This window comes from Nostocoides sp. F2B08 (assembly GCF_009184895.1).
GTDB lineage: Bacteria > Actinomycetota > Actinomycetes > Actinomycetales > Dermatophilaceae > F2B08.
Genome location: NZ_WESE01000001.1, coordinates 551,258 through 571,382, shown reverse-complemented (window position 1 = coordinate 571,382; position 20,125 = coordinate 551,258). Strand labels below are relative to the sequence as shown.

Genomic DNA, 20,125 nt, shown 5'->3' with positions numbered 1-20,125 from the left:
CAGTATCGCAGCGCACGCCTCGACGTCGTCGGGCCGTCCGCGCTCACCCCGCGGACAGTCGCTGCCGCAACCCGCTCGCCCGGACAACACGACGCGCGACTGCTGCGCGGACGACCTCTTCGGGTCCGACGACCCGCACCTTCGACTCGGCGCGCGTGACCGCGGTGTAGAAGAGCTCGCGGGTGAGCAGGGGAGAGTCTGCATCGGGTAGCAGGACGGTGACCTCCGCTGCCTGGCTGCCCTGTGCCTTGTGGATCGTCATGGCATGCATCGTCTCGATGTCGCCGAGTCGGCTCGGCGCGAACCGTTGTGCCCCTGCCGCACCTTCGACGACAGCCACCCGAACGGGCGTGCCGTCGGGTGCTGCGGAGGCGACGACCACGCCGGTGTCGCCGTTGAGGACACCGGTCGCATAGTCGTTCGCCGTGACGAGCAGCGGTCGCCCGACGTACATCGGGTCGTAGAACGTCAGGCCCGTGTCCTCGGTCAGCCAGGTCTCCGCGAGGCGGTTCCAGGTGCGCACGCCATACGGGCCCTCGCGGTGCGCACAGAGCAGACGGTGACGACCCAGAGCCGTCAGGGCAGCTGACGCATCACCCGCGCGCGCGGCGTCCAGGACGGCGCGAGCATGTCGCGAGACGACCCCACGCAGCTCGGCCGCCGGGTCCTCGGCGGTCAGCCACTCGACCTCCGGACTTCCTGCCGAGAGCGCTGCCACGACATCGTCGGCGTCGCCGCGACGCAGCGAGTCCGCAAGGGCGCCGATCGTCGCACCGAAGCGGTGCACGGTGGTGAGCCGCGCGAGCGCCAGTGGAGGCCGCTCTGCCCCTTCAGCGCCGGCGACGAGGTCGGCGAGAACGGCGCCGGCGTCGACCGAGACCAGCTGGTCCGCATCGCCGACGAGGATGAGCCGCGCAGAGGGCCGGAGGGCTTCGAGGAGTCGGGCCATGTGGGTCAGCGAGACCATGGATGCCTCGTCGACGAGCACGACGTCGTGCGGGAGGTGGTTGGTGCGGTCGTGCCTGAAACGGGTGCGGCTGTCCGGTCGCCATCCGAGCAGCCGGTGCAGGGTCATCGGCTCCACGTCGTCGAGGGGCGCGACGACCGCACGGGTCGACGGGTCCGGCGTCCTGTCCAGGATCTCGGCGAGTGCGCGCGCCACCGCGGACTTCATCCGGGCGGCGGCCTTGCCCGTCGGCGCCGCCAGCCCGACTCTCAGCGGGCGCTGCCCCGAGGCGGCCGCCTGCTCGGCCAGCAGCGCGAGGACGCCCGCGACGGTCGTCGTCTTGCCGGTGCCCGGACCTCCGGTGATGATGCTCGTCCGGCTCCGGGCGACGATCTCGGCTGCGACCCGCTGCTCGGCGTAGCCGTCACCGGGGAAGATCCGCTCGAGCCCGGCGGACAGCGCGACCTCGTCGACGGCGGGCAGGTCGAGCTCGGCGCGGGCCCGCAGGTCGGAGACGACCTGCACCTCCTGGTGGTGGTAGCGCTGCAGGTAGACCATGCCCTGGTCCACGACGAGGGCCCCGCACTCCGCGAGCCGGCTCGACGTCACCCGGTCGAGCCACCTGGCCGGGTCTGGCCACGGCAGGCCGGGACTGGCGGCGACGACTCCGGCGAGGTCGACCGCCACCGACCCGGAGCGGACGGCTCGCGTCGCCAGCGCGGCGGCGAGGACGGCGTCGTCGTCCCTCTCTCGGGCGACCCGCCCGAGGGTCCGCGCCACGTGGAGGTCGGCGGACGTGAGCACCCCCGCGGCGTTGAGCTCGCCGAGCACCCCGGGCGCCTCGACGGACAGCCGGCGGTCGTGCGGCCCGATCGGGTCGAAGGTCTCGAGGATCATGACGCACTCCCGTCGGCGGTCACGGCGCGCCTCCCGTCCAGCAGGTCCGAGACCGCCTCGACGAGCTCGACCGGCGGCCGCCACGAGAAGACGCCGCACGGGTGACCATCGACGACCGGAGTGTCCGCCCCGCACATGCCCCGCACGTAGAGGTACAGCACCCCGCCGAGATGCGTCCGCGGCCGGTAGCCCCGCAGCCGCCAGCGGAGGAAGCGGTGGGCGACCACCGCATACAGCAGCGCCTGGAGGGGATAGGAGGAGTGGCCCATCGCCTCGGCGAGCATCTCGGGACGGTAGTGCGCGGCGGTGAGGGGCTCGTCGGCCCGGCCGAGCCAGTTGGTCTTGTAGTCGACGACGAGATAGCGGCCACCGGTGCGCAGGACGACATCGACCGACCCGGTGAGATAGCCGCGCAGCGGCTGGTCGGCCAGGTCGGGTGTCGCGCGGAGCACGCCGCCCCAGCGGCGGACCGGGTCGCCCGACGGGAGGTATGCGTCGAGTAGCGGCGCGAGATCGCCCAGCCGCGGCCCGTGGTCCGGTCCGTCGCTGCGCGTACGCCGGTCGCCGCCGCCGAGCGGCATCTCGAAGTCGAGCTCGCAGAGCCGGTCCGTCATCGCGATGTCGCGCAGTGTGGTGCCGGCGGCGAGAGGGCCGAGGGGGGTGTCGCAGACGGCGACGAGAGCGTCGGCCAGGACCTCGACGTCGAAACCGTCGACCGGCCAGCGGACGAGCTGCTCGCGGATGTGCCCGACGAGCTCGGACCGCAGGTCGACGGCGGAGGGGTCGGCGTGCTCGAGTACGGCGTGGACGAGTGAGCCGAAGGTCGCCCCGACCGGGAGGTCGGCCATCGGCGAGGCGATCCCCGAGCCGGGCACCGCCTCGACGAGCCCTGGGAGGGCCGGCGTGTCGGGGAGGACGGGCTCGGGAAGGTCGGGCTCGTCCGATCGCGGCACCGACTCCGGCTCGCTCGTGACCTCTCCGACGGCGTCGGTGCGGACGCTCTCGACCGCTGTGGACAGCGCGGTGTAGGACGTGCGCCGCCAGTCGTGGTCGATGGTCCGGGTCCACGGCGCGCAGGCGAGCTTTGGGGCAGTGGCCGGTGGCGGTGGGGCGGGTTCTGCCGCGAGGTCGGCCCGCTCCAGGGCGAGGCCGCCGAGACCGGCCCAGCGACGCAGCACCTCGCCCGCGGAGGCGTCGTCGTCGGGAACGGGCGTCGAGTCGGGGACCGGACCCGAGCCCGGTGCGCGGCCGAAGAGCATCCGGTGCAGCGGGGAGTGCCGAGCGTTGGTCGATGGCGCCCACCAGGCGACCACCTGGGACTGCGCCCTGGTCATGGCGACGTAGAGCAGACGCAGCGACTCCCCGGCGTCCTCGGCCTTGGCCGCGCTGACCGACTCGTCCCACGTGGGGTTGTCGGCGGGGCCGCCCACGTCGATGCACCGGGTCCGCTGTGGGGGCGGCTCGTGGAACAGCGGGATCCGCGGGGTGTCGCTGACCCACCGGTCGGCGAGGGTGGGGAGGTAGACAATGGGGTACTGCAACCCCTTGCTGCCGTGGATCGTCACGAGCTGGACAGCCGCCGCGTCGCTGTCGAGACGCCGCGTCCGGGCCCCGGTGGACTGTGGAGCGTCCTCGGCCATGGCCGCGCGGAGCCACGCGAGGAGTGCGACGAGTCCCAGGTCGTCCTGGCGCGCCGCCTCGTGAAGCAGCTGGGCGACGTGCCGGAGGTCGGTGAGAGAGCGTTCGCCGCCGACCTGGCCGAGGACCCGGGCGGAGAGGCCCCGGGCCGTGAGCACCTCGAGCACGGCGGCGACCCCGGCTCGCGCGTACACCGCCGCCAGCTCCCGGCAGCGTCGGGCCAGCTCGTCGTCGAGGCCTTCGCCGGAACCCTCGCCGGTGACCGCGTCGATGGCGGCGATGTCGTAGCCGAGGAGGTCGGTCAGGGCTGCCGCGCGGGTCAGGAGCGAGCGGTGCGGGGCGACCATCGCCTCGAGGAGGGCGAGCCAGTCGTGCGCGGCCCGGCTCTGCAGGACGCTCGCCCCACCGGCGCTCACGGCCGGGATCCCCAGCGCGTGCAGGGCTCGCTGGGCGGCGACGAGGTCGGCGCCACGATGGGCCAGGACTGCGACGTCGCGTGCTTCGATGCGGCGGTCCTCGAACATCGTCTCGGACGCGAGCAGCCCGGCGATGTCGCGCGCCAGGTCGGTCGTCACGTGCGAGCGCACGGCGGCCATCCTGGTGTCGCCGCGCAGATGCTCCTCGCGCAGGACCTGGCGCAGCCGGATCGGCGGTACCCGTCGACGCAGGTCGTCCGCGTCACCGGAGTCGGCGTCGTCAGCGACGTCGTACCCGCCACCGGACGACGCTGCGACGACAGCGTCAGCCGGCCCGGCCAACCGCGACCCGGCGCGGTGGGCCGTGATGGGGAGCACCCCGATGTCCGGATGCCCCAGCTGCGCCCCACCGAGGAGGACTCCCAGCGCATCCACGAGGTCGGCGTCCGAGCGGTAGTTCGTCGGCAGCGTGCGCCGGTCGTCGGCGGTGCTCGCCGCCTGGAGGTAGGTGACGATGTCGCCGCCGCGGAACGCGTAGATCGCCTGCTTCGGGTCGCCGATGAGCACCATCGCGCGGGCGTGGCCGGCGAACGCGCACTCGAGCACCTGCCACTGGATCGGGTCGGTGTCCTGGAACTCGTCGACGAGCACGACCTGCCAACGTCGGCGCATGCGGGCACGGGCCGGCGAGTCCTCGTCCTTCAGCGCAGCGGCGAGCTGGGTGAGCAGGTCGTTGTAGTGCATGACCTGGAGCCGACGCTTGCGGATGTCGAGCTCCTCGCGCACGGCCCTGGCGAACCTCACCCGCCGGTCCGGCACGCTGTCCGGCTCCGCTCCCGTCGGCCGCAGCCGGGCGTGGACGTCGTCGACCGCCGTGCGGGCGATGAGGAGCGCTTCGTCGCGGGTGAAGAACGGTGCCCGCCCGTCACGGATGAACCCGCGCAGGTAGATGTCGTCCACCACCTCGACGAGCAGGTCGTCGAGGTCCTCGACGAGGGAGGCGCCGACGTCGGTCGTGCCCGCGACGCCGAGACTGCGCAGCACCTGCTGACAGAACTGGTGGGTTGTCGCGATCGTCGCCGCGTCGAAGTCGGTCAGCGCAGCCCGGATCCGTCGGTGCCGTGCGGCGAGCTCCGCGGCACCGCCCTCGCCGTCCCCGACTCCGACGAGGAGTGCGATGAGGGCGTCGGACGACTCGGGCCGCCCGCGAGTGGTGTCACGGTCGCGGACCGAGGCCAGCGCCCCGGAGAGGGCTCGCTCGGCGCGGACGAGCTGCTCGCGGACGCGGGCGCGCAGCTCTTGGCTCGCCGCGCGGCCGAAGGTGACGACGAGCATCTCGGGCAGGGTCGCGACCCCCTCGGCGACATAGCGGGCCACGAGCGCGGCGATCGTCCACGTCTTGCCCGTGCCCGCGCTCGCCTCGAGCAGGACCGTGCCCGTGGGCAGGGGGCCGGAGATGTCGAAGGGGGCGATCGTCACGGGCGAGATGTCGGAGGGCGCGGCCCCCGGCGGTGACCCGCTCACGACCGCTCCATCCGCTCGGTGCCGTCCTCGAGGACCGGCCGCCAGACCCGCAGCGCCAGCTGTCCGAGCCGGCTGGACACACCCGGCTCCCACTGCTCCTCGGGCAACGGGGTGCCGAGGATCTCGGTGAGCGGCACCGGCCCTCCATGGACGAACTCGTGCTCGGGGTCGTTCTGCTCCTTGGCGAAGGCGTTCTCGAAGGAGTCGTTGCTCTCCCACTCCTTGCGCGCGCTGAAGAACGCGGCACGCTCGTCGGCGCGGCCCTCGAGGTAGGTCGCCGCCCACGCGTAGGCGGTCTTCGGTGGCAGCGGTATCGGCTCGCGCAGCCCGCGCTCACGGAGGTCGAGGAGGCGGTCGAGCAGCTCCACCGCCCGGTCGGCGTCGTGGCCGCCGTGGGTGACGTGGAGTCGGTAGCTGCGCCGGTAGCGCTTCTCCCGGCCGACGACATGGCTCTCGTACGGGGTGCCGGCGGCGGCGAGCACGAGGGAGTGGATCCAGGACCGAAGTCGCTGCTTGGCGCGGATGGAGGAGTACGTGACCGTCAGCACCGAGTCGCCCACGAGGCCGGGCACGGTGCCCGCGATCCTCCGCCCGCTGGGCAGGGTGACGTCGAGGTCGACGACCTCCCGCGGAAGCGGCACGCCGGGTGCCCCGATGCCCGCGACGGCCCACGCGACGCGGGTCAGCTCACGCACCTCCACGGCGATGTCGTGCAGCACGCGATGGCCGAGCGCGCCGGGCGGGAGCTCGCCGCGCCACAGCTCGGCGTCGCAGATGCCGTCGAGGTCGCGACCGGCGAGCACGGACCGGAGAACCCGCTCGCCGATCGCCCACGTCGCCAGCCCGTCGAGCTCGATTGGGATGCCCTCGCCGCGGACCTCGGGCACCTCGGGCAGGATCATGCCGAGTCTGCTGCGCAGGTATGCGCGGGCCGGGCTGTCGAAGAACCGCACCAGGTCGGTGAGGTCGACGTCGGTCTCGTCGCGTGCCGGGAGCACGAGATCGACCGGGCGGGGCCGCGGGGAGCGCTCGGAGAGTGCCTCTCGGGCCGCCTCGAGCGCGGTCGGGTCATAACTGAACGGACGGTCGCCGGGCAGGAGGGCCGCACCGCTTCGCGCCGCCCCGAGGTTGCGGGCGTCGAACGGCTGGAGCGGGTGGTCGGTCACCAGCGCATCAACGCCGTCGCCGCTCGCCGTGGCCCGCACCGCGTCCACGAGCTCACCGAGCGGCACGGCGGGAGGCTTGCGGTGACCCGTGTGCTCGTCGAACCCGGTGTAGGTGACGACGAGCGTCTCGCGCGCGGACATCACGGCGTCGAGGAGGAGCTGGCGGTCCTCACTGCGGACGTCCCGCTCACCGGTCACCGGCCGCCGGGCCAGGGCGTCGTCGCCGTCGGTGGCCGTGGCGCGCGGGAACTCACCGTCGTCGAGCCCGACGAGGCACACCACCCGATGCGGCACCGAACGCATCGGCACCATGGTGCACACCGTCAGGGAGCCGGTGCGAAAGCTCGACCGCGTGGCTCGGCCGGCGCCCCGCTCCGCGAGGAGCGCGTGGACGTCGGTCAGGCCGAGCCGACCGGCGCCGAGGGGCTCAGCCGCCGCCTCGATGCGGGCCAGCTCATGCTCGAGCTGGGCGACCTGCCACGCGTCGCGCGCCGGCACGTCGGCCAGCCCGAGAACGCCGTCACGGAGCACCTCGACCCATTCCTTCGGGGCGGCTGCGTCGGCCATGCTCGCCATGGTGTGCGCGAGCCGCGCGACGAGCTCGGCGAGCCGCCCGGCCAGGTCGATGTCGCCGCTGTCGAGGTCGTCGAGCGCGAGCGTGGTGCCGACGTGGTCGAGCTCCTCGCCGTCGACGGCCGCGCCGACGAGGATCCGGTCCAGTCCGGAGCGCCAGGTGTTCTGCTGCAGGCCGCGCAGGCGGTAGGTCTCCCGGTGGTCCTCGTCCAGGCCCCACCGCACGGCGGCGTCGGCGACCCAGTCGCCGAGGCGCTCGAGGGCGTCGTCGTCGAGCCCGAACCTGCGGCGCACCGGCTCGCTGCGCGCGAGGTCGAGCACCTCGCCGGCGGTCAGCCGTCCGCCTGCGAGAACGACGAGGCGGTCGGCGAGGGCGAGGAGTGGGTTGGTGCTCAGTGGCGCGCGGTCCGCGATCCGGACCCGGAACTCGTGTGCCGGGTGGGCCCGACGGCTCGGCGGCGAGTCCGGCGTCGACGTCCGGGTAGCCGCGTCGGTCGCCGCCTGACGGACGATACCTCCGAGCCCGAAGGCCGCGTGGATCAGCGGTGCGTACTCCTCGACGTCCGGGCACATGACGAGGATGTCGCGGGGCTCGAGGGTCGGGTCCTGCTCGAGCAGGTCGGCGACGACGTCGCGCAACACCTCCACCTGGCGGGACCGGCCGTGGCAGGCGTGCACCTGGACGCTCCGATCGGTGGCGGGCGCGACCCGTGCCGCCACGTCGGCATCGGAAGGCACCCGGTCGCCGGCGATATCCCCCTGCAGCAACGAGAGCATCGACGCGCCCTGGGCGTCGCCGACAGCGCCGACCCGGTCGTCCTCAGAGGTGCCGGCGAGGGCGAGCATGCGCTGGAGCTCGCGGGCATCGCGGCCGAGGCTCGCCAGCAGAGGGTGCTCGACGAGCAGTCCTGACTCGTCCTCCTCGCGCGGGACCGGACCCGCAGCCGCGGTGGACGCCAGCCGGTCCCAGGCGGCCGGCGACGCCTGCGGCAGCCACAGGTGGACGTCACGGTGCTCGGCCAGCGCGCAGATCACCTCGATCTCGGCGTGCGGGATGCGGGTGTGTCCGAAGAGGGACAGCCGGCCGGGCAGCTCGAGACCGCCGAGGTCGCCGGCGGCGAGGGCGTCGACGACCCGTCGCCGCCGCTGGTCGGGCGGCTCGGTGGTGCCGGGTTCGGCGGCGACGATCGCCAGGATGCGGCGCCACAGCTCGGGCTGCCACCGCAAGTCCTCCCCGAGCGTGCCGCCGAGACCGTCACCGGCACCACCGGTGCGCCAGTCCGCCGGCATCGTGGGTCGTTGAGCGTCGTAGTCGGCGAACAGCCCGGCGAGGCGTCGGGCGACCGCGAACCGACGGCCCCGCCGCAGCTCTCCCTCTACCCCGTCGACATCGTGACCAAGATGGTCCGACAGGGTCCGCGCCCACGGCTCGCCGAGGCTCTCGTCGATCGCGCGGAGCACGGGCCACGCGAGCTGGTCGGGATGCCATGGGTCGCCCACCTCGATCCCGAGGACCATCGCCACGAGTGAGTGCGGGGTCAGGAAGCGGACACCCGCGCATACCCCATCCGTCGCGCCGGGGGACCCGGCACCCAGCCGGTGCGAGAGCCGCTGCGCCAGCCACCGCTCGACCCCCTTGGCGGGCGCAGCGACGACCTCCTCGGCGAACGGGTCCGCGAGCGGATCCGCGAGGAGAGCGGCGAGGCCGTCGGCGAGCGCGTCTGTGCTCGTCCCCCGGTGCACGTGCAAGGTCACGGTCCCGACCCTAACGACCGGCGCCGACACCCGCCCTCAGGACCAGGTGACCCGCATGAGGTCGGCCCACAGGGCGCGGCTCCCGGAGCCGGCCGGGGTCAGCTCGGCGCACTCGACCCCGCAGTCCGTTCCGTCACCGGCGCGGTTCCACAGCGCGAGGTAGAGGCCGCAGGCGGGCCCGGCCCACCGCGCGTCGGGGTCCGCAGCGGCCCCCCGCGTCACGACCGTCGGCTCCTCGCTGACGCGCAGGCACCACGTCGCGTCGACGTCGGTCGCCCCGATCTCGATCGTCACCGGCTGCGCCGACCGCAGCGGGGAGGACCGACGCGGGACGAAGCCGGTGAGCAGCTCGTCGATCCCGTCGACGGCCAGCTCGCGGGAGAACCACACCTCGGCCGCGGTGGGCGGCCTGCCCAGCCTGGCCGACATCGCGTCCACGGCGTGCACCGTCGTCTCGTGGCACTGCCGGCGGGCCCAGCCGTCGCGCGGGTGCTCGGCGGTCCGCAGGAAGAAGAAGCCCTCCCACTCCTGCGGGGTCTTCGAGAGCGCGTCGAGCAGCTCGGTGGCGCCGTCGTCGAACCACTGCAGCAGGTCGGCGCTCGCCCGTCCGGCCGCCTCGTGGTCGAGCGGGTCCGACCGGGTGCCGCGCAGGGTGTCCGCGCACCAGCGGTGCACCATGCCGGTGTGCGCGACGAGGTCGGTGACGCTCCACTCCGGGCACGTCGGCACCCGCGCGTCGAGGCGGGCGCTCGTCGCGTTGGCGCGCAGCACCGTCGCGGCGGCGCCGATCCCGGCGCCGTACTCCTCGAACGTCAGCAGAGCGGGGGTGGTGGGCACGATCCCAGGCTACGGGGATCGCATCCCGCGCGAGTCGGGTTCGGCACACGAGGACAACCGCGGACTACGCTGGGCCCGTGTCCGCATACGTCATCGTCGGGTCGGTGACCCTCGCGGGCATCCTGCTCTTCGTCCTCGCGATGGCGGCCCGCTCGCTCGTGGCCCCCCGGGTCGGACGGCCGGTCACGCTGACGACCTACGAGTCCGGCGTCGACCCCATCGGGCAGGGGTGGGCCCAGACGAACGTCCGCTACTTCGTCTACGCCTTCCTCTACGTCATCTTCGCCGTCGACGCGGTCTACCTCTTCCCGTGGGCCTACGTCATCGGCGACCCCGAGCTCGGGCCGGTCTCCCTCGTCGAGATCGCGGTGTTCATCGGCATCATCCTCATCGGTCTCCTCCACGCGGCCCGTCGCGGACTGCTGAGGTGGGTGTGATGGCGACCGAGCTGGGTATGCCGCGGGTGGGGGCGCCGAGCATGGGCGTGGTCGGTGAGCACGCGCCGAAGCCGCTCAAGGTCGTCCTCAACTGGGGTCGGCGCTACTCGCTGTGGGTGTTCAACTTCGGGCTCGCCTGCTGCGCCATCGAGTTCATCGCGGCGTCGATGGCCCGGCACGACTTCATCCGCCTCGGCGTCATCCCGTTCGCGCCCGGCCCGCGCCAGGCGGACCTCATGGTCGTCTCGGGCACGGTCACCGACAAGATGGCGCCGGCGATCCGGCGGCTCTACGACCAGATGCCGGAGCCCAAGTACGTCATCTCCTTCGGCGCCTGCTCCAACTCCGGCGGCCCGTACTGGGACTCCTACTCCGTGACCAAGGGGGTCGACACGATCATCCCCGTCGACGTCTACGTCCCGGGGTGCCCTCCGCGTCCCGAGGCGCTGCTGCAGGGCATCATCAGGCTGCAGGAGAAGATCGCCGGAGAGTCGGTGGTCGAGTCCGTGCAGCGCCGGTATGCGGGGCATCGGCTGGCCACGTCCGCCGACCTCTCCCGTGGTCTGGTCACGAGGCCGGGTCTGGTCACGAGGCCGCCGGACCCGGTCGGGTAGCCGCGCTGAGCCGATTCGGTCCCGAGACCGGTGCGTTCTGCCGTGTTTGGCGTGCTGCGGCGTGTTCGGTGCGCTGTAGCGGCCCGAACTCAGTGCAGCTGCCCGAACACGGGACAACACCCCGGCGTCGCGGCAGTCCGTGGCGCGCATCCCGTCGGGTCGCGGGCCCAGCGGCTAGGCTGCCGAACGTGGCCGAGGACCTCACCCGCGACGTCGCGCCGAGCGAGTGGCGCGAGCAGGTCGAGGCGGCGATGGGGGAGGGGTTCACGTTCGTCGACTGGCTGAGCGCCGTCGACCGGACCTACCTCGAGGAGCCCGGCTTCGACGTCGTCGCCCGGGTGCTCGACGTGCGCACGACGGGCGCCGCGCAGGGGCTTCGGCTGACGACGAGGGTCCCCGACGGCGGCACGCTCGACAGCCTGACGCCGGTCGCGCCGGGCTTCGCGTGGCACGAGCGGGAGACCCACGAGATGTTCGGCCTCGACTTCGACGGCTTCGTCGACGGCACCGGGCTCGGGTTGCGGCCGCTCCTCCTGCCGGACGGCTTCGAGGGCCATCCACTGCGCAAGGAGTTCCAGCTCGCCGCGCGGGCGTCCAAGCCGTGGCCCGGCGGCAAGGAGCCCGGCGAGGGGCACGAGTCGGTCAGGTCGCCGAGCCGACGCCGCGTCCAGGCGCCTGGAGTGCCGCCGCCGGAGTGGGGACCGCGGCGAGCGAACGACCAGGAGGCGCCATGACCGGCCTCGACCTGACCGTCGTCGAGATCGTCCTGCGCAGCGCGGCGGTGCTCGCGGCCTTCCTCGTCCTGCCACTCCTCGTCGGGCAGATGGAGCACAAGGTCATGGGCCACATGCAGGGTCGGCTCGGCCCGATGTACGCCGGCGGTTTCCACGGCTGGGCCCAGCTCGTCGCCGACGGGGTGAAGTTCATCCAGAAGGAGGACCTCACCCCCGCCGCGGCCGACCGCCGCCTGTTCCGGATCGCGCCGGCCCTCGCCCTCGTGCCCTACCTCGTCGCCATGGCCGTCGTCCCGGTCCATCCCGGCTGGGTCGCCGCGGACGTCCCCGCCAGCGCGCTCTTCGTCCTCGTCGCGAGCGGGGTGAGCATCCTCGGCATGCTCGTCGCCGGATGGGCGAGCGCCAACAAGTACTCCCTCATCGGCGGCATGCGCTCGGCCGCCCAGCTCCTCGCCTACGAGCTGCCGCTCGTCCTCGCCGTCGCCTCGGTGTGTCTGGCGGCCGGCACTCTCAGCCTCACCGGCATCATCGACGCCTGGTCGCCCGTGTGGCTGCTCTGGCAGCTCCCCGCCGCCCTCGTCTTCCTCGTGGCCGCCGTGGCCGAGCTCAACCGGCCGCCGTTCGACATGCCGATCGCGGACGCCGAGATCGTCATGGGGCCCTTCACCGAGTACGGCGGCCTGCGGTTCGCGTTCTTCCTCCTCGCCGAGTACGCGGGCATCGTCCTGTTCTCCGTTCTCTTCGCCGTGCTGTTCCTCGGCGGCTGGAGGGGTCCGGCGCCCGCGTGGACCGGGTGGCTCTGGACACTGCTCAAGGCGCTGCCGGTCGCCTTCCTCATCATCTGGATGCGAGTGGCGTGGCCGCGGCTGCGCGAGGACCAGCTCCAGCGGCTGGCCTGGCTCGGCCTCGTTCCCGTGGCCCTCGGCCAGCTCGCCCTGACCGCGGTCGTGGTGGTGGCGCTGTGAGTGGGCCGGACATGACCGAACCCCGCAAGGAGTCACGCAACCCGTTCAGCGCCGCGCGCGGCCTGCTCAGCGGGATGCGGACGACGGCCAGGACGATGACTCGGCCCGCGCATACCCAGCAGTATCCCGACGAGCGGCCCAGCCTGCCGCCCCGCTCCCGTGGGGTCATCGCCCTGCGCGAGGAGAACTGCACGAGCTGCATGCTCTGCGCCCGCGAGTGCCCCGACTGGTGCATCTACATCGACAGCCACAAGGAGACGATCCCGGCGGGGCCGGAGGGTGGCCGCGACCGGCAGCGCAACGTCCTGGACCGCTTCGCGATCGACTTCTCGCTGTGCATGTACTGCGGGATCTGCATCGAGGTCTGCCCGTTCGACGCACTCTTCTGGTCCCCGCAGTTCGAGTATGCGGAGGTCGACATCCGCGACCTGCTCCACGAGAAGGATCGGCTGGGCGAGTGGATGGCCACCGTTCCGCCGCCGCCCGCCCTCGACGAGCGCTCCGCCGACCCCGCCGAGGTGGCGGCGGCGAACCGGCCCGCGCGAACGGCGCGCGAGCCGCGAGCCGCCCGCGAGCCGGGTACGGTGCGGGAACCGCGCGCCCCCCGCCCGCCGGCCGCTCCGGAGGCGGACGGGTGACGAGCCTCGACCTGCTGTTCGCGGCCTTCGGGCTCGTCGCCGTGCTCGCCGGCCTGCTCGCCGTCACGACGACCCGGGTGGTGCACGCCGCGATGTGGCTCGTCGTCGCCCTCGGCTCGCTCGCCGGCTGCTTCCTCGTCCTCGGCGCCGAGTTCATCGCCCTCGTCCAGGTGCTCATCTACGTCGGCGCGATCGTCGTCCTCGTCCTGTTCGCGCTCATGCTCACCCGCAGCCCGGTGGGTCCACAGCGTGAGGTGAGCGTCGGACCGCGCCGCCGCGTTCTCGCCGCCGGTGTCGGGGCGGCGGCCGCCGGGCTGCTGCTCGCGGTGCTCGTGCCCGTCGCCACCGTCCTGCCGGAGCGCACGGTGACGAGCACCGAGACGATGGCGAGAGACCTCTTCGGCATCTGGGTCTGGCCGTTCGAGCTCCTGTCCCTGCTCCTCCTCACCGCCCTCGTCGCCGCCTTCGCCGTGTCGCGGATGGACTCGCCGGCCGAGGGCGCGAGAGCCGCCGACGTCGCCGCGGCACCGGGCGATCCCGAACGGGGTCTGCCGTGAGTCTTCTGGGCCCCTACGTCCTCGCCGCCCTCCTCGTGGGCATCGGTCTCTACGGCGTGCTCTCCCGCCGTAATGCCGTTCTCGTCCTCATCGGCGTCGAGCTCGTCCTCGGCGGTGCGCTCGTCCTCCTGGTCTCGACCGCGGCCGCCGGTGCCGACCAGTGGAGCGGCGGGACCGTCCTTTCGCTGTTCGTGATCACGATCGCGGCGGCCGAGGTCGCCCTCGCTCTCGCCGTCATCCTCGCGGCCTTCCGGGTCCGGGGCCGGATCGACCTCGAGGAGGAGGAGCCGGTCCCGGCCGGATCCGGTGGTGCACCGATCGGGGCGGTCCTGCCGGGTGAGCCGGCCGTCACCGAGGGGCACGACCGATGACGCCGGAGAGTGTCGCGCTGCACCTGCCGGTCGTGGCGACCATCCTCATCCCGTTCGCCGCCGCCGTCCTCGGGCTCGGCGTCGCGCGCCGCGGCCCGGCGGTCGACGTGGCCCTCTTCGGGGGCTTCCTCGCGCTCGTCTCCGCCGCATACCGACTCATCGTCCTGCCGGAGAACGCACCGGGTGACGGTGGGCTCACGACCTTCTCCAGCGGCCTTCCGGCGGTCGCCCTGGGTGAGCTGACGATCCCGTTCGAGCTCGCCGTGAGCGCGCGGTCCGCGCTCCTGTCCGCCCTCGTCGCCGCCGTCACGCTCGCCGTCCTCGCCTTCGCCGCGTGGTACCTGCGTGAGGACGACCGGCGCGGAGTGTTCCTCGCCACCGTTTCGCTGTTCGCCGCCGCAATGCAGCTCGTCGTCCACTCCGCCGACCTCGTCCTCACGCTCGTCGGGTGGGAGGTCATGGGCTTTTGCTCCTATCTGCTCATCGGCCACTGGAGCCGGACCGAGCGGGCTCGGCGCGCCGCGTACAAGTCGTTCGTCGTCACCCGACTCGCCGACGTCGGATTCGTCCTCGGCGTCGTCATTCTCGCGAGCGGCGCCCGTTCGACCGGGTACGCCGAGGTGCTCCAGCACTGGACGCAGAACGCCGGAACGGCTCTCACCGTCGCGATGGCCTGTCTCGTCGTCGCCGTCCTCGGCAAGTCCGCGCAGGTGCCGTTCCAGGACTGGCTGCCGGACGCCATGGCCGGCCCCACCCCGGCGTCCGCGCTCATCCACGCGGCGACGATGGTCGCCGCCGGCACCGTCGTCCTCGCCCAGCTGGCACCGCTTCTCGCCCTCGCGGCCGGCGCGCAGTGGCTGCTCGCGGTCAGCGTCAGCGCCACCATGCTGCTGGGGGCGGCGCTCGCCTTCGGGCAGAGCGACCTCAAGGCCCTGCTCGCGTGGTCCACGGTCAGCCAGGTGGCGATCATGCTCGCGCCTCTCGCCGTGCTGGGGGCGGTGGGCGATGCAGGCACCGAGTCGAGCGCCGCGGCGCTCTTCCACCTCTATGCCCACGCCCTTTTCAAGGCACTGCTGTTCCTCACCCTCGGGTGGCTCTCGCTCTCGCTGCACTCGACCCTCGCGAGCCGCCTCCAGGGCACCGCCCGGCGGTGGCTCTCGCGTCTGGCCGTGGTCGTCGGGCTCGCCGCGCTCGCCGGGCTGCCGCTCGTCGTCGGCGGCTGGTCCAAGGAGCTCGTGCTCGCGACCGTCGCCGACGAGGCCGGAGCGACCGGGGCGCGGGGCTGGCTGGTCCTCGCGGCTCTCCTTCTCACGGTGGTCCTCACCGCCCTGTATGCGACGCGCGCCGCCCTCATCCTGCTGCGCCCGAGCGCGGCGACAGGTTCCGCTGCCACCGCTGTCGCCGACGAGGACCTGAGCACCGGCGAGCTGAGAGCGGTGCAGGCCACCCGGGCCGCCCAGCGTGAGGCGGCCCGGCAGGCCGACGCGGCACCGCTGTCGACGCGCCTCGTCATCGGCGCACTGACCTTCGCCACGGCGTTCGGCGGCATCCTGCTCCTCGCGTTCGAGCGACTGCTCGGGGTCGAGGCACACCTGTCCCTCCTCTGGCTGTCCGTGACCCTGGCCCTGGCGCTGCTCGGCATCGGACTCGGCTGGCAGCTCAGCCGCTCCGGCGACCCGGCGCTGCGGCTCGGTGCGCGGCAGGCTCTCGCCGACGGCGGGCTGGGCGTGGACCGGCTCTACCTCGCGCTCGTCGCCGCGCCGGTCCTCGCCCTCGCCCGCGGCGTCGCGACCGTCGACCGGCGGGTCGTCGACGCTCCGGTGCGGGCGGTCGCCCGCCAGGCGGTGCGCTGGTCCGACATGGCCGGCGAGCGCCACCCGACTGGGCCGCTGTCGGCGGTGTCGATGGTCGGCGTCGTCCTCGTCGTCCTGCTGGCCGTGGCCGTCACGGTCGCTGCACTCGGGGGGATCGCGTGATCCTCGCCGCCGCCATCGTGTTCCCGATCGCCGTCGGGCTGTGGCTCCTCGCCGCGGGGCGGACGCTGACGCGCGCCGCCGCCTGGGGACTGTCGGTCGCGGTCGCCTCCGGAGCCCTGGTGCTGACCGTCGCCGCGATCGCCACGGACAGCGCGGTCGACCGGCCGTGGGTGGACCGGCTCGGCCTGTCCCTCGCGCTGGGAATCGACGGGATCAGCGCACCGCTGCTCGTCCTGACGGCGGCCGTCGGCGTCCTCGTCACCGTGCTCGCGCGCTCCCACCTTCCGGAGGGCGGCGCGCCGTCGACCTACCTCGGAGCGGTGCTTCTCGCGACCGGCGGCGCGCTCGCGACCTTTGCCGCTCGCGACGCCATCCTCTTCTTCGTCGCCTTCGAGCTCGTCCTCATCCCGGTGTGGCTGCTCATCCACCGCTTCGGCGACAGCCGCGACGAGGCGGCCCGCCGCGACGCGGGCCTGCGGTTCGTCCTCTTCACGGTGACCGGCTCGGTCCTCATGCTCGTCGGCATCCTCACCCTCGTGACGGCTGCGGGGACGAGCCGGCTCGACGAGCTCGTCACCGCGGGGGCCGACCTGCCGCTCGGCACCCAGACCCTCGTCGCCGCGCTCCTCACCATCGGACTCGCGGTCAAGGTGCCGGTGTTCCCGCTCCACACGTGGCTTCCCGCGGCGCACACCACGGCCCCGACAGGGGGGTCGGTCATCCTCGCCGCGGTCCTGCTCAAGATGGGCACCTACGGGCTGGTCCGCCTCCCGCTCGCGTCCGTGCCGGACGGGTTCGCCCGCGTCGCACCGCTCCTCGCCGTACTCGCCGTGGTCGGCATCCTCTGGGGAGGCCTGGTCTGCCTCGTCGAGCCCGAGGCCAAGCGGCTCATCGCCTACTCGTCCGTCGCGCACATGGGCTTCGTCGTCCTCGGTCTCGCGTCGGGCACGGTCGTCGGCGTGCAGGCCGCGCTCATCGGCAACATCGCGCACGGTGTCGTCTCCGCGCTCTTGTTCGTCGTCGTCGGCGGACTCAAGGAGCGTTGGGGAGCCGTCCGCCTCGACGCGCCGCTCCCTGCCCTGCGTGAGTACGCGCCGCGACTCGGGTTCGTGCTCATCCTCGGCCTCGCCGCAGGGCTCGGACTCCCCGGGCTCGCGGGGTTCTGGGGCGAGGTCGCCGCCGTGTACTCCGCCTGGGTCAGCGACCTCGGACCCGGGTCGTTGCTCAAGGTGTGCGCCGCCCTCGCGGCGCTCGGAGCGGTCCTGGCCGCCGCATACACCCTGCGCGTCGCGCGCCTGCTCTGGGTCGGTGAGGCCGCGGTCCCGGCCGACCCGCCGGGCGCGAGCGAGACCGTCGGCGCCGAGCGCGCGGTCCTGGCAGTGCTGGTGGTCGCGACCGTCGCGATCGGGCTCGTCCCGCACCTCGTGTGGTCGGTGACCCTCGCGGACGTCACGGCGGTGATGGGCCGATGAGGGTCGCCATCGACTGGCTCGTCCTGCTCCCGGTCCTCGCGCCCGCGCTCGGCGCGCTCCTCGTCCTCGTCGTCGACGCCATCGCGCCACGGCTTCGCGCGGCCCATCTCGCCGTCGCCCTCGCCTCCCTCGGGGCCGGTGCGGCGACCGCCGTCCGGGGGGTCGCCGGGGGAGACACGGTGCGCTCGCTCTGCCTCGAGGCACCCGAGGGCGCCTGTCTGTATGCGGTGGCCCCCACCTCCGGCATGCTCCAGACCGTGGCGCTCGCGGCCGCGGCGGTGGTCGTCCTGATGCTGCTCGGTGACACGCTCGCCGGCGGATCCGTCCGGACAGCCGCCGACGAGCCGCTCCGCGGAGGACCGGCCGTGGCCGCCGCGCTCGTGCTCGCCGCGACCGCGGGGGCGACGGGAGTCGTCGGCGCCCAGGACCTCGGCACCTGGCTCGTCACCCTCGAGCTCGCGACCCTCCCCGTCATCGCCCTCGTCGCGCTGGCCGCGCGGCCGCGGGCGGTCCACGGAGCGCTGACCCTGCTCGTCACATCGGTCCTCTCCTTCGCTCTCCTCGTCCTCGGCGTCGCGCTCTGGGTCATCGCCACCAGCTCCTCGACCTTCGCCGGTGCCGGAGTACGGGACGCGTGGGGGAGCGCCGAGAGCCGCCTCGTCCTCGTCGCGGCGGTCCTCGTGCTCCTCGCCGGTCTGGGTTTCAAGCTGAGCCTCGTCCCGTTCCACGCCTGGACGCCCGTGACGTATGCGGGGGCCGCCGTCCCCGTCACTCTCGCCCTCGCGACGGTCAGCAAGGTCGCCGCTCTCGGAGCCCTCGTCACCGTCGTGCGGTCGCTCGCGTCCGTCGTCCAGGAGCCCTCGCCGGTCGCCGTCGTGGCGGCGCTTGGGCTGGTGGCGCTGACGTCGATGCTGCTCGGCGCCGTCGTCGCGCTCCGCCAGGTCGACCCGGTGCGGCTACTCGCGTGGTCGGCCGTCGGACAGGCCGGGTGGGTCGTGCTTCCGCTGGCCGCGGTGTCGGTGTCCGCCACCGACGCCGCCGCGGGCTACCTCGCCGCCTACGTCATCGCGACGACTGTCGCGCTCGTCGTCGTCCATCTCGCCCACGGACCTGTCGCGGCCGGTGCCCCGGAGGGCCCTCGCGAGCTGTCGCATACGGGCGGGCTGTTGCGCACCCACCCGCTGCTCGGCGGCCTGCTCGCCCTGGCGCTCGTCTCGCTCGCGGGTCTGCCGCCGGGTCTCGTCGGCCTCGTCGCGAAGGTCGTCGCCCTCGACGCGGTCGTGGCCGGCGGGCTGTGGCCGCTCGCCGTCGTCGCGGTCGTCGGGGCCGTGCTCGGAGTCGCGGTGTACCTGCGGTGGGTGGCGATCCTGCTCGGCGCGGGTCGCGCGGTCCGCCCGCTGCAGCGGATGCCGGGGTCCCGGTTCGGGCTGCTCCTCGCGGGGGCCGCGCTCGTCGTCACCAGCGTCGTGCCGGCGCTGGTCCTGCTCTGAGTGGCCGCGGCGTCGGAACGCCCGCCCCTGCACCCGAACTGCGACGGCACGATCGGTTCGACGGTCGTGCACCCGAACCGCGACCGTGCACCCGCAACTGCAAGCGCCAGGTCGGAGTCCGGGTGCGTGTGCCGAGGACCTGGGGCGCAGCCGCGGTTCAAGTTCGATGATGGCGTCGAGGAGACTGGCCCGGAACGCCTTCCGCACCCACTAGCGTTTGCCCTGACATGGACAACCACTACAACGGGCTCAAGACGGCGGCCCTCTTCGGAGCGATCTGGGCCCTGCTGCTCGGCATCGGCTCGCTCGTCGGCGGGGGCCAGTACATCTGGATGTTCGCCCTCATCGGCGTCGCGACGACCTTCTACGGCTACTGGAACTCCGACAAGCTGGCGATCAAGGCGATGCGCGCCTACCCCGTCACTGAGGCCGAGGCGCCGGTGATGCACCGGATCGTCCGCGAGCTGTCCGAGAAGGCCGGCAAGCCCATGCCGCGCCTCTACATCAGCCCCACCGACGCCCCCAACGCCTTCGCGACCGGACGCAACCCCGACAATGCCGCCGTCTGCTGCACCAAGGGCATCCTCGAGCTGCTCGACGAGCGCGAGCTCCGCGGCGTCCTGGGGCACGAGCTCATGCACGTCTACAACCGCGACATCCTCACCGGATCCGTGGCCGCAGCCCTCGCCGGTGTCATCACGTCGGTCGCCCAGATGGCCTTGTTCTTCGGCAGCGGGCGCGACCGGGGCGGCAACCCGCTCGCGATGATCGCCCTGGCGCTCCTCGCACCCATGGCAGCGGCCGTCATCCAGCTCGCGATCAGTCGGACGCGCGAGTACGACGCCGACGAGGACGGCGCGCGCCTCACCGAGGACCCGATCGCGCTGGCGTCCGCGTTGCGCAAGCTGCAGTACGGCACCGCCCGCGCGCCGCTGCCGCCGAACCCTGATCTCGTCAACACGAGCCACATGATGATCGCGAACCCGTTCCGGGCCCAGGACGTCTCGCGCTTCTTCGCCACCCACCCGCCGATGCCGGAGCGGATCGCCCGCCTCGAGAACATGGCCGGCCGGCGCCTCCCCTGAGCCCCGAGGGAGTTCGTTTTCCGGGCTTCGCACT

At 73.4% G+C, this 20,125-nt stretch carries 15 protein-coding genes; 11 read left to right on the top strand and 4 right to left on the bottom strand.

The features are described from left to right. Nucleotides 1–43: 43 nt before the first annotated feature. The 4 genes from recD to GA707_RS02610 are packed head-to-tail and all read right to left on the bottom strand — an operon-like array spanning nt 44 to nt 9,752. The gene (recD, locus tag GA707_RS02625) at nt 44–1,843 is read right to left on the bottom strand and encodes an exodeoxyribonuclease V subunit alpha (RefSeq protein ID WP_152176827.1); all 1,800 of its coding nucleotides are present in this window, start codon (nt 1,841–1,843) and stop codon (nt 44–46) included. Next, on the bottom strand, nt 1,840–5,421 hold the full coding sequence (locus tag GA707_RS02620) for a UvrD-helicase domain-containing protein (RefSeq protein ID WP_226963480.1): 3,582 nt from the start codon (nt 5,419–5,421) through the stop codon (nt 1,840–1,842). Before GA707_RS02620 ends, recD begins: the two co-directional genes overlap by 4 nt. Continuing rightward, the gene (gene recC / locus GA707_RS02615) at nt 5,418–8,915 is read right to left on the bottom strand and encodes an exodeoxyribonuclease V subunit gamma (RefSeq protein WP_152176826.1); all 3,498 of its coding nucleotides are present in this window, start codon (nt 8,913–8,915) and stop codon (nt 5,418–5,420) included. The genes GA707_RS02620 and recC overlap by 4 nt, the downstream gene beginning before the upstream one ends. 36 nt (nt 8,916–8,951) lie before the next feature. Next, complete coding sequence (locus GA707_RS02610; RefSeq protein ID WP_193315128.1) at nt 8,952–9,752, bottom strand: maleylpyruvate isomerase family mycothiol-dependent enzyme; 801 nt, start codon at nt 9,750–9,752, stop codon at nt 8,952–8,954. A gap of 77 nt (nt 9,753–9,829) precedes the next feature. On the opposite strand from GA707_RS02610, the gene GA707_RS02605 reads away from it, so the two are divergent. The 11 genes from GA707_RS02605 (at nt 9,830) to htpX (ending at nt 20,091) form a co-directional block, all read left to right on the top strand. Continuing rightward, a complete protein-coding gene (locus tag GA707_RS02605) occupies nt 9,830–10,189 on the top strand; it encodes an NADH-quinone oxidoreductase subunit A (RefSeq protein ID WP_226963479.1) in 360 nt (119 codons plus the stop codon). Then, on the top strand, nt 10,189–10,803 hold the full coding sequence (locus tag GA707_RS02600; protein WP_152176824.1) for an NADH-quinone oxidoreductase subunit B: 615 nt from the start codon (nt 10,189–10,191) through the stop codon (nt 10,801–10,803). Before GA707_RS02605 ends, GA707_RS02600 begins: the two co-directional genes overlap by 1 nt. 188 nt (nt 10,804–10,991) lie before the next feature. Next, complete coding sequence (locus GA707_RS02595; protein WP_226963478.1) at nt 10,992–11,537, top strand: NADH-quinone oxidoreductase subunit C; 546 nt, start codon at nt 10,992–10,994, stop codon at nt 11,535–11,537. Next, nucleotides 11,534–12,502, top strand: coding sequence for a complex I subunit 1 family protein (locus GA707_RS02590; RefSeq protein WP_152176823.1), 969 nt, complete (start codon nt 11,534–11,536; stop codon nt 12,500–12,502). The genes GA707_RS02595 and GA707_RS02590 overlap by 4 nt, the downstream gene beginning before the upstream one ends. Before the next feature lie 11 nt (nt 12,503–12,513). Continuing rightward, nucleotides 12,514–13,140 (top strand): NADH-quinone oxidoreductase subunit I, encoded by a 627-nt coding sequence (locus GA707_RS02585; RefSeq protein WP_152176822.1) that lies wholly within the window; start codon nt 12,514–12,516, stop codon nt 13,138–13,140. Continuing rightward, on the top strand, nt 13,137–13,697 hold the full coding sequence (locus tag GA707_RS02580) for an NADH-quinone oxidoreductase subunit J (RefSeq protein WP_152176821.1): 561 nt from the start codon (nt 13,137–13,139) through the stop codon (nt 13,695–13,697). Before GA707_RS02585 ends, GA707_RS02580 begins: the two co-directional genes overlap by 4 nt. Then, nucleotides 13,694–14,068 (top strand): NADH-quinone oxidoreductase subunit NuoK, encoded by a 375-nt coding sequence (gene nuoK / locus GA707_RS02575; protein ID WP_152176820.1) that lies wholly within the window; start codon nt 13,694–13,696, stop codon nt 14,066–14,068. Before GA707_RS02580 ends, nuoK begins: the two co-directional genes overlap by 4 nt. Continuing rightward, complete coding sequence (locus GA707_RS20685) at nt 14,065–16,044, top strand: NADH-quinone oxidoreductase subunit L (protein ID WP_193315127.1); 1,980 nt, start codon at nt 14,065–14,067, stop codon at nt 16,042–16,044. Before nuoK ends, GA707_RS20685 begins: the two co-directional genes overlap by 4 nt. Next, complete coding sequence (locus GA707_RS02560) at nt 16,041–17,516, top strand: NuoM family protein (RefSeq protein WP_193315126.1); 1,476 nt, start codon at nt 16,041–16,043, stop codon at nt 17,514–17,516. The genes GA707_RS20685 and GA707_RS02560 overlap by 4 nt, the downstream gene beginning before the upstream one ends. Continuing rightward, nucleotides 17,513–19,006 carry a proton-conducting transporter membrane subunit gene (locus tag GA707_RS02555; protein ID WP_152176819.1) on the top strand — a complete coding sequence of 498 codons (1,494 nt, stop codon included), beginning with the start codon at nt 17,513–17,515 and terminating at the stop codon, nt 19,004–19,006. The genes GA707_RS02560 and GA707_RS02555 overlap by 4 nt, the downstream gene beginning before the upstream one ends. A gap of 227 nt (nt 19,007–19,233) precedes the next feature. After that, entirely contained in the window at nt 19,234–20,091 is an 858-nt protein-coding gene (htpX, locus tag GA707_RS02550; protein ID WP_152176818.1) for a zinc metalloprotease HtpX, read from the top strand. Nucleotides 20,092–20,125: the final 34 nt, after the last annotated feature.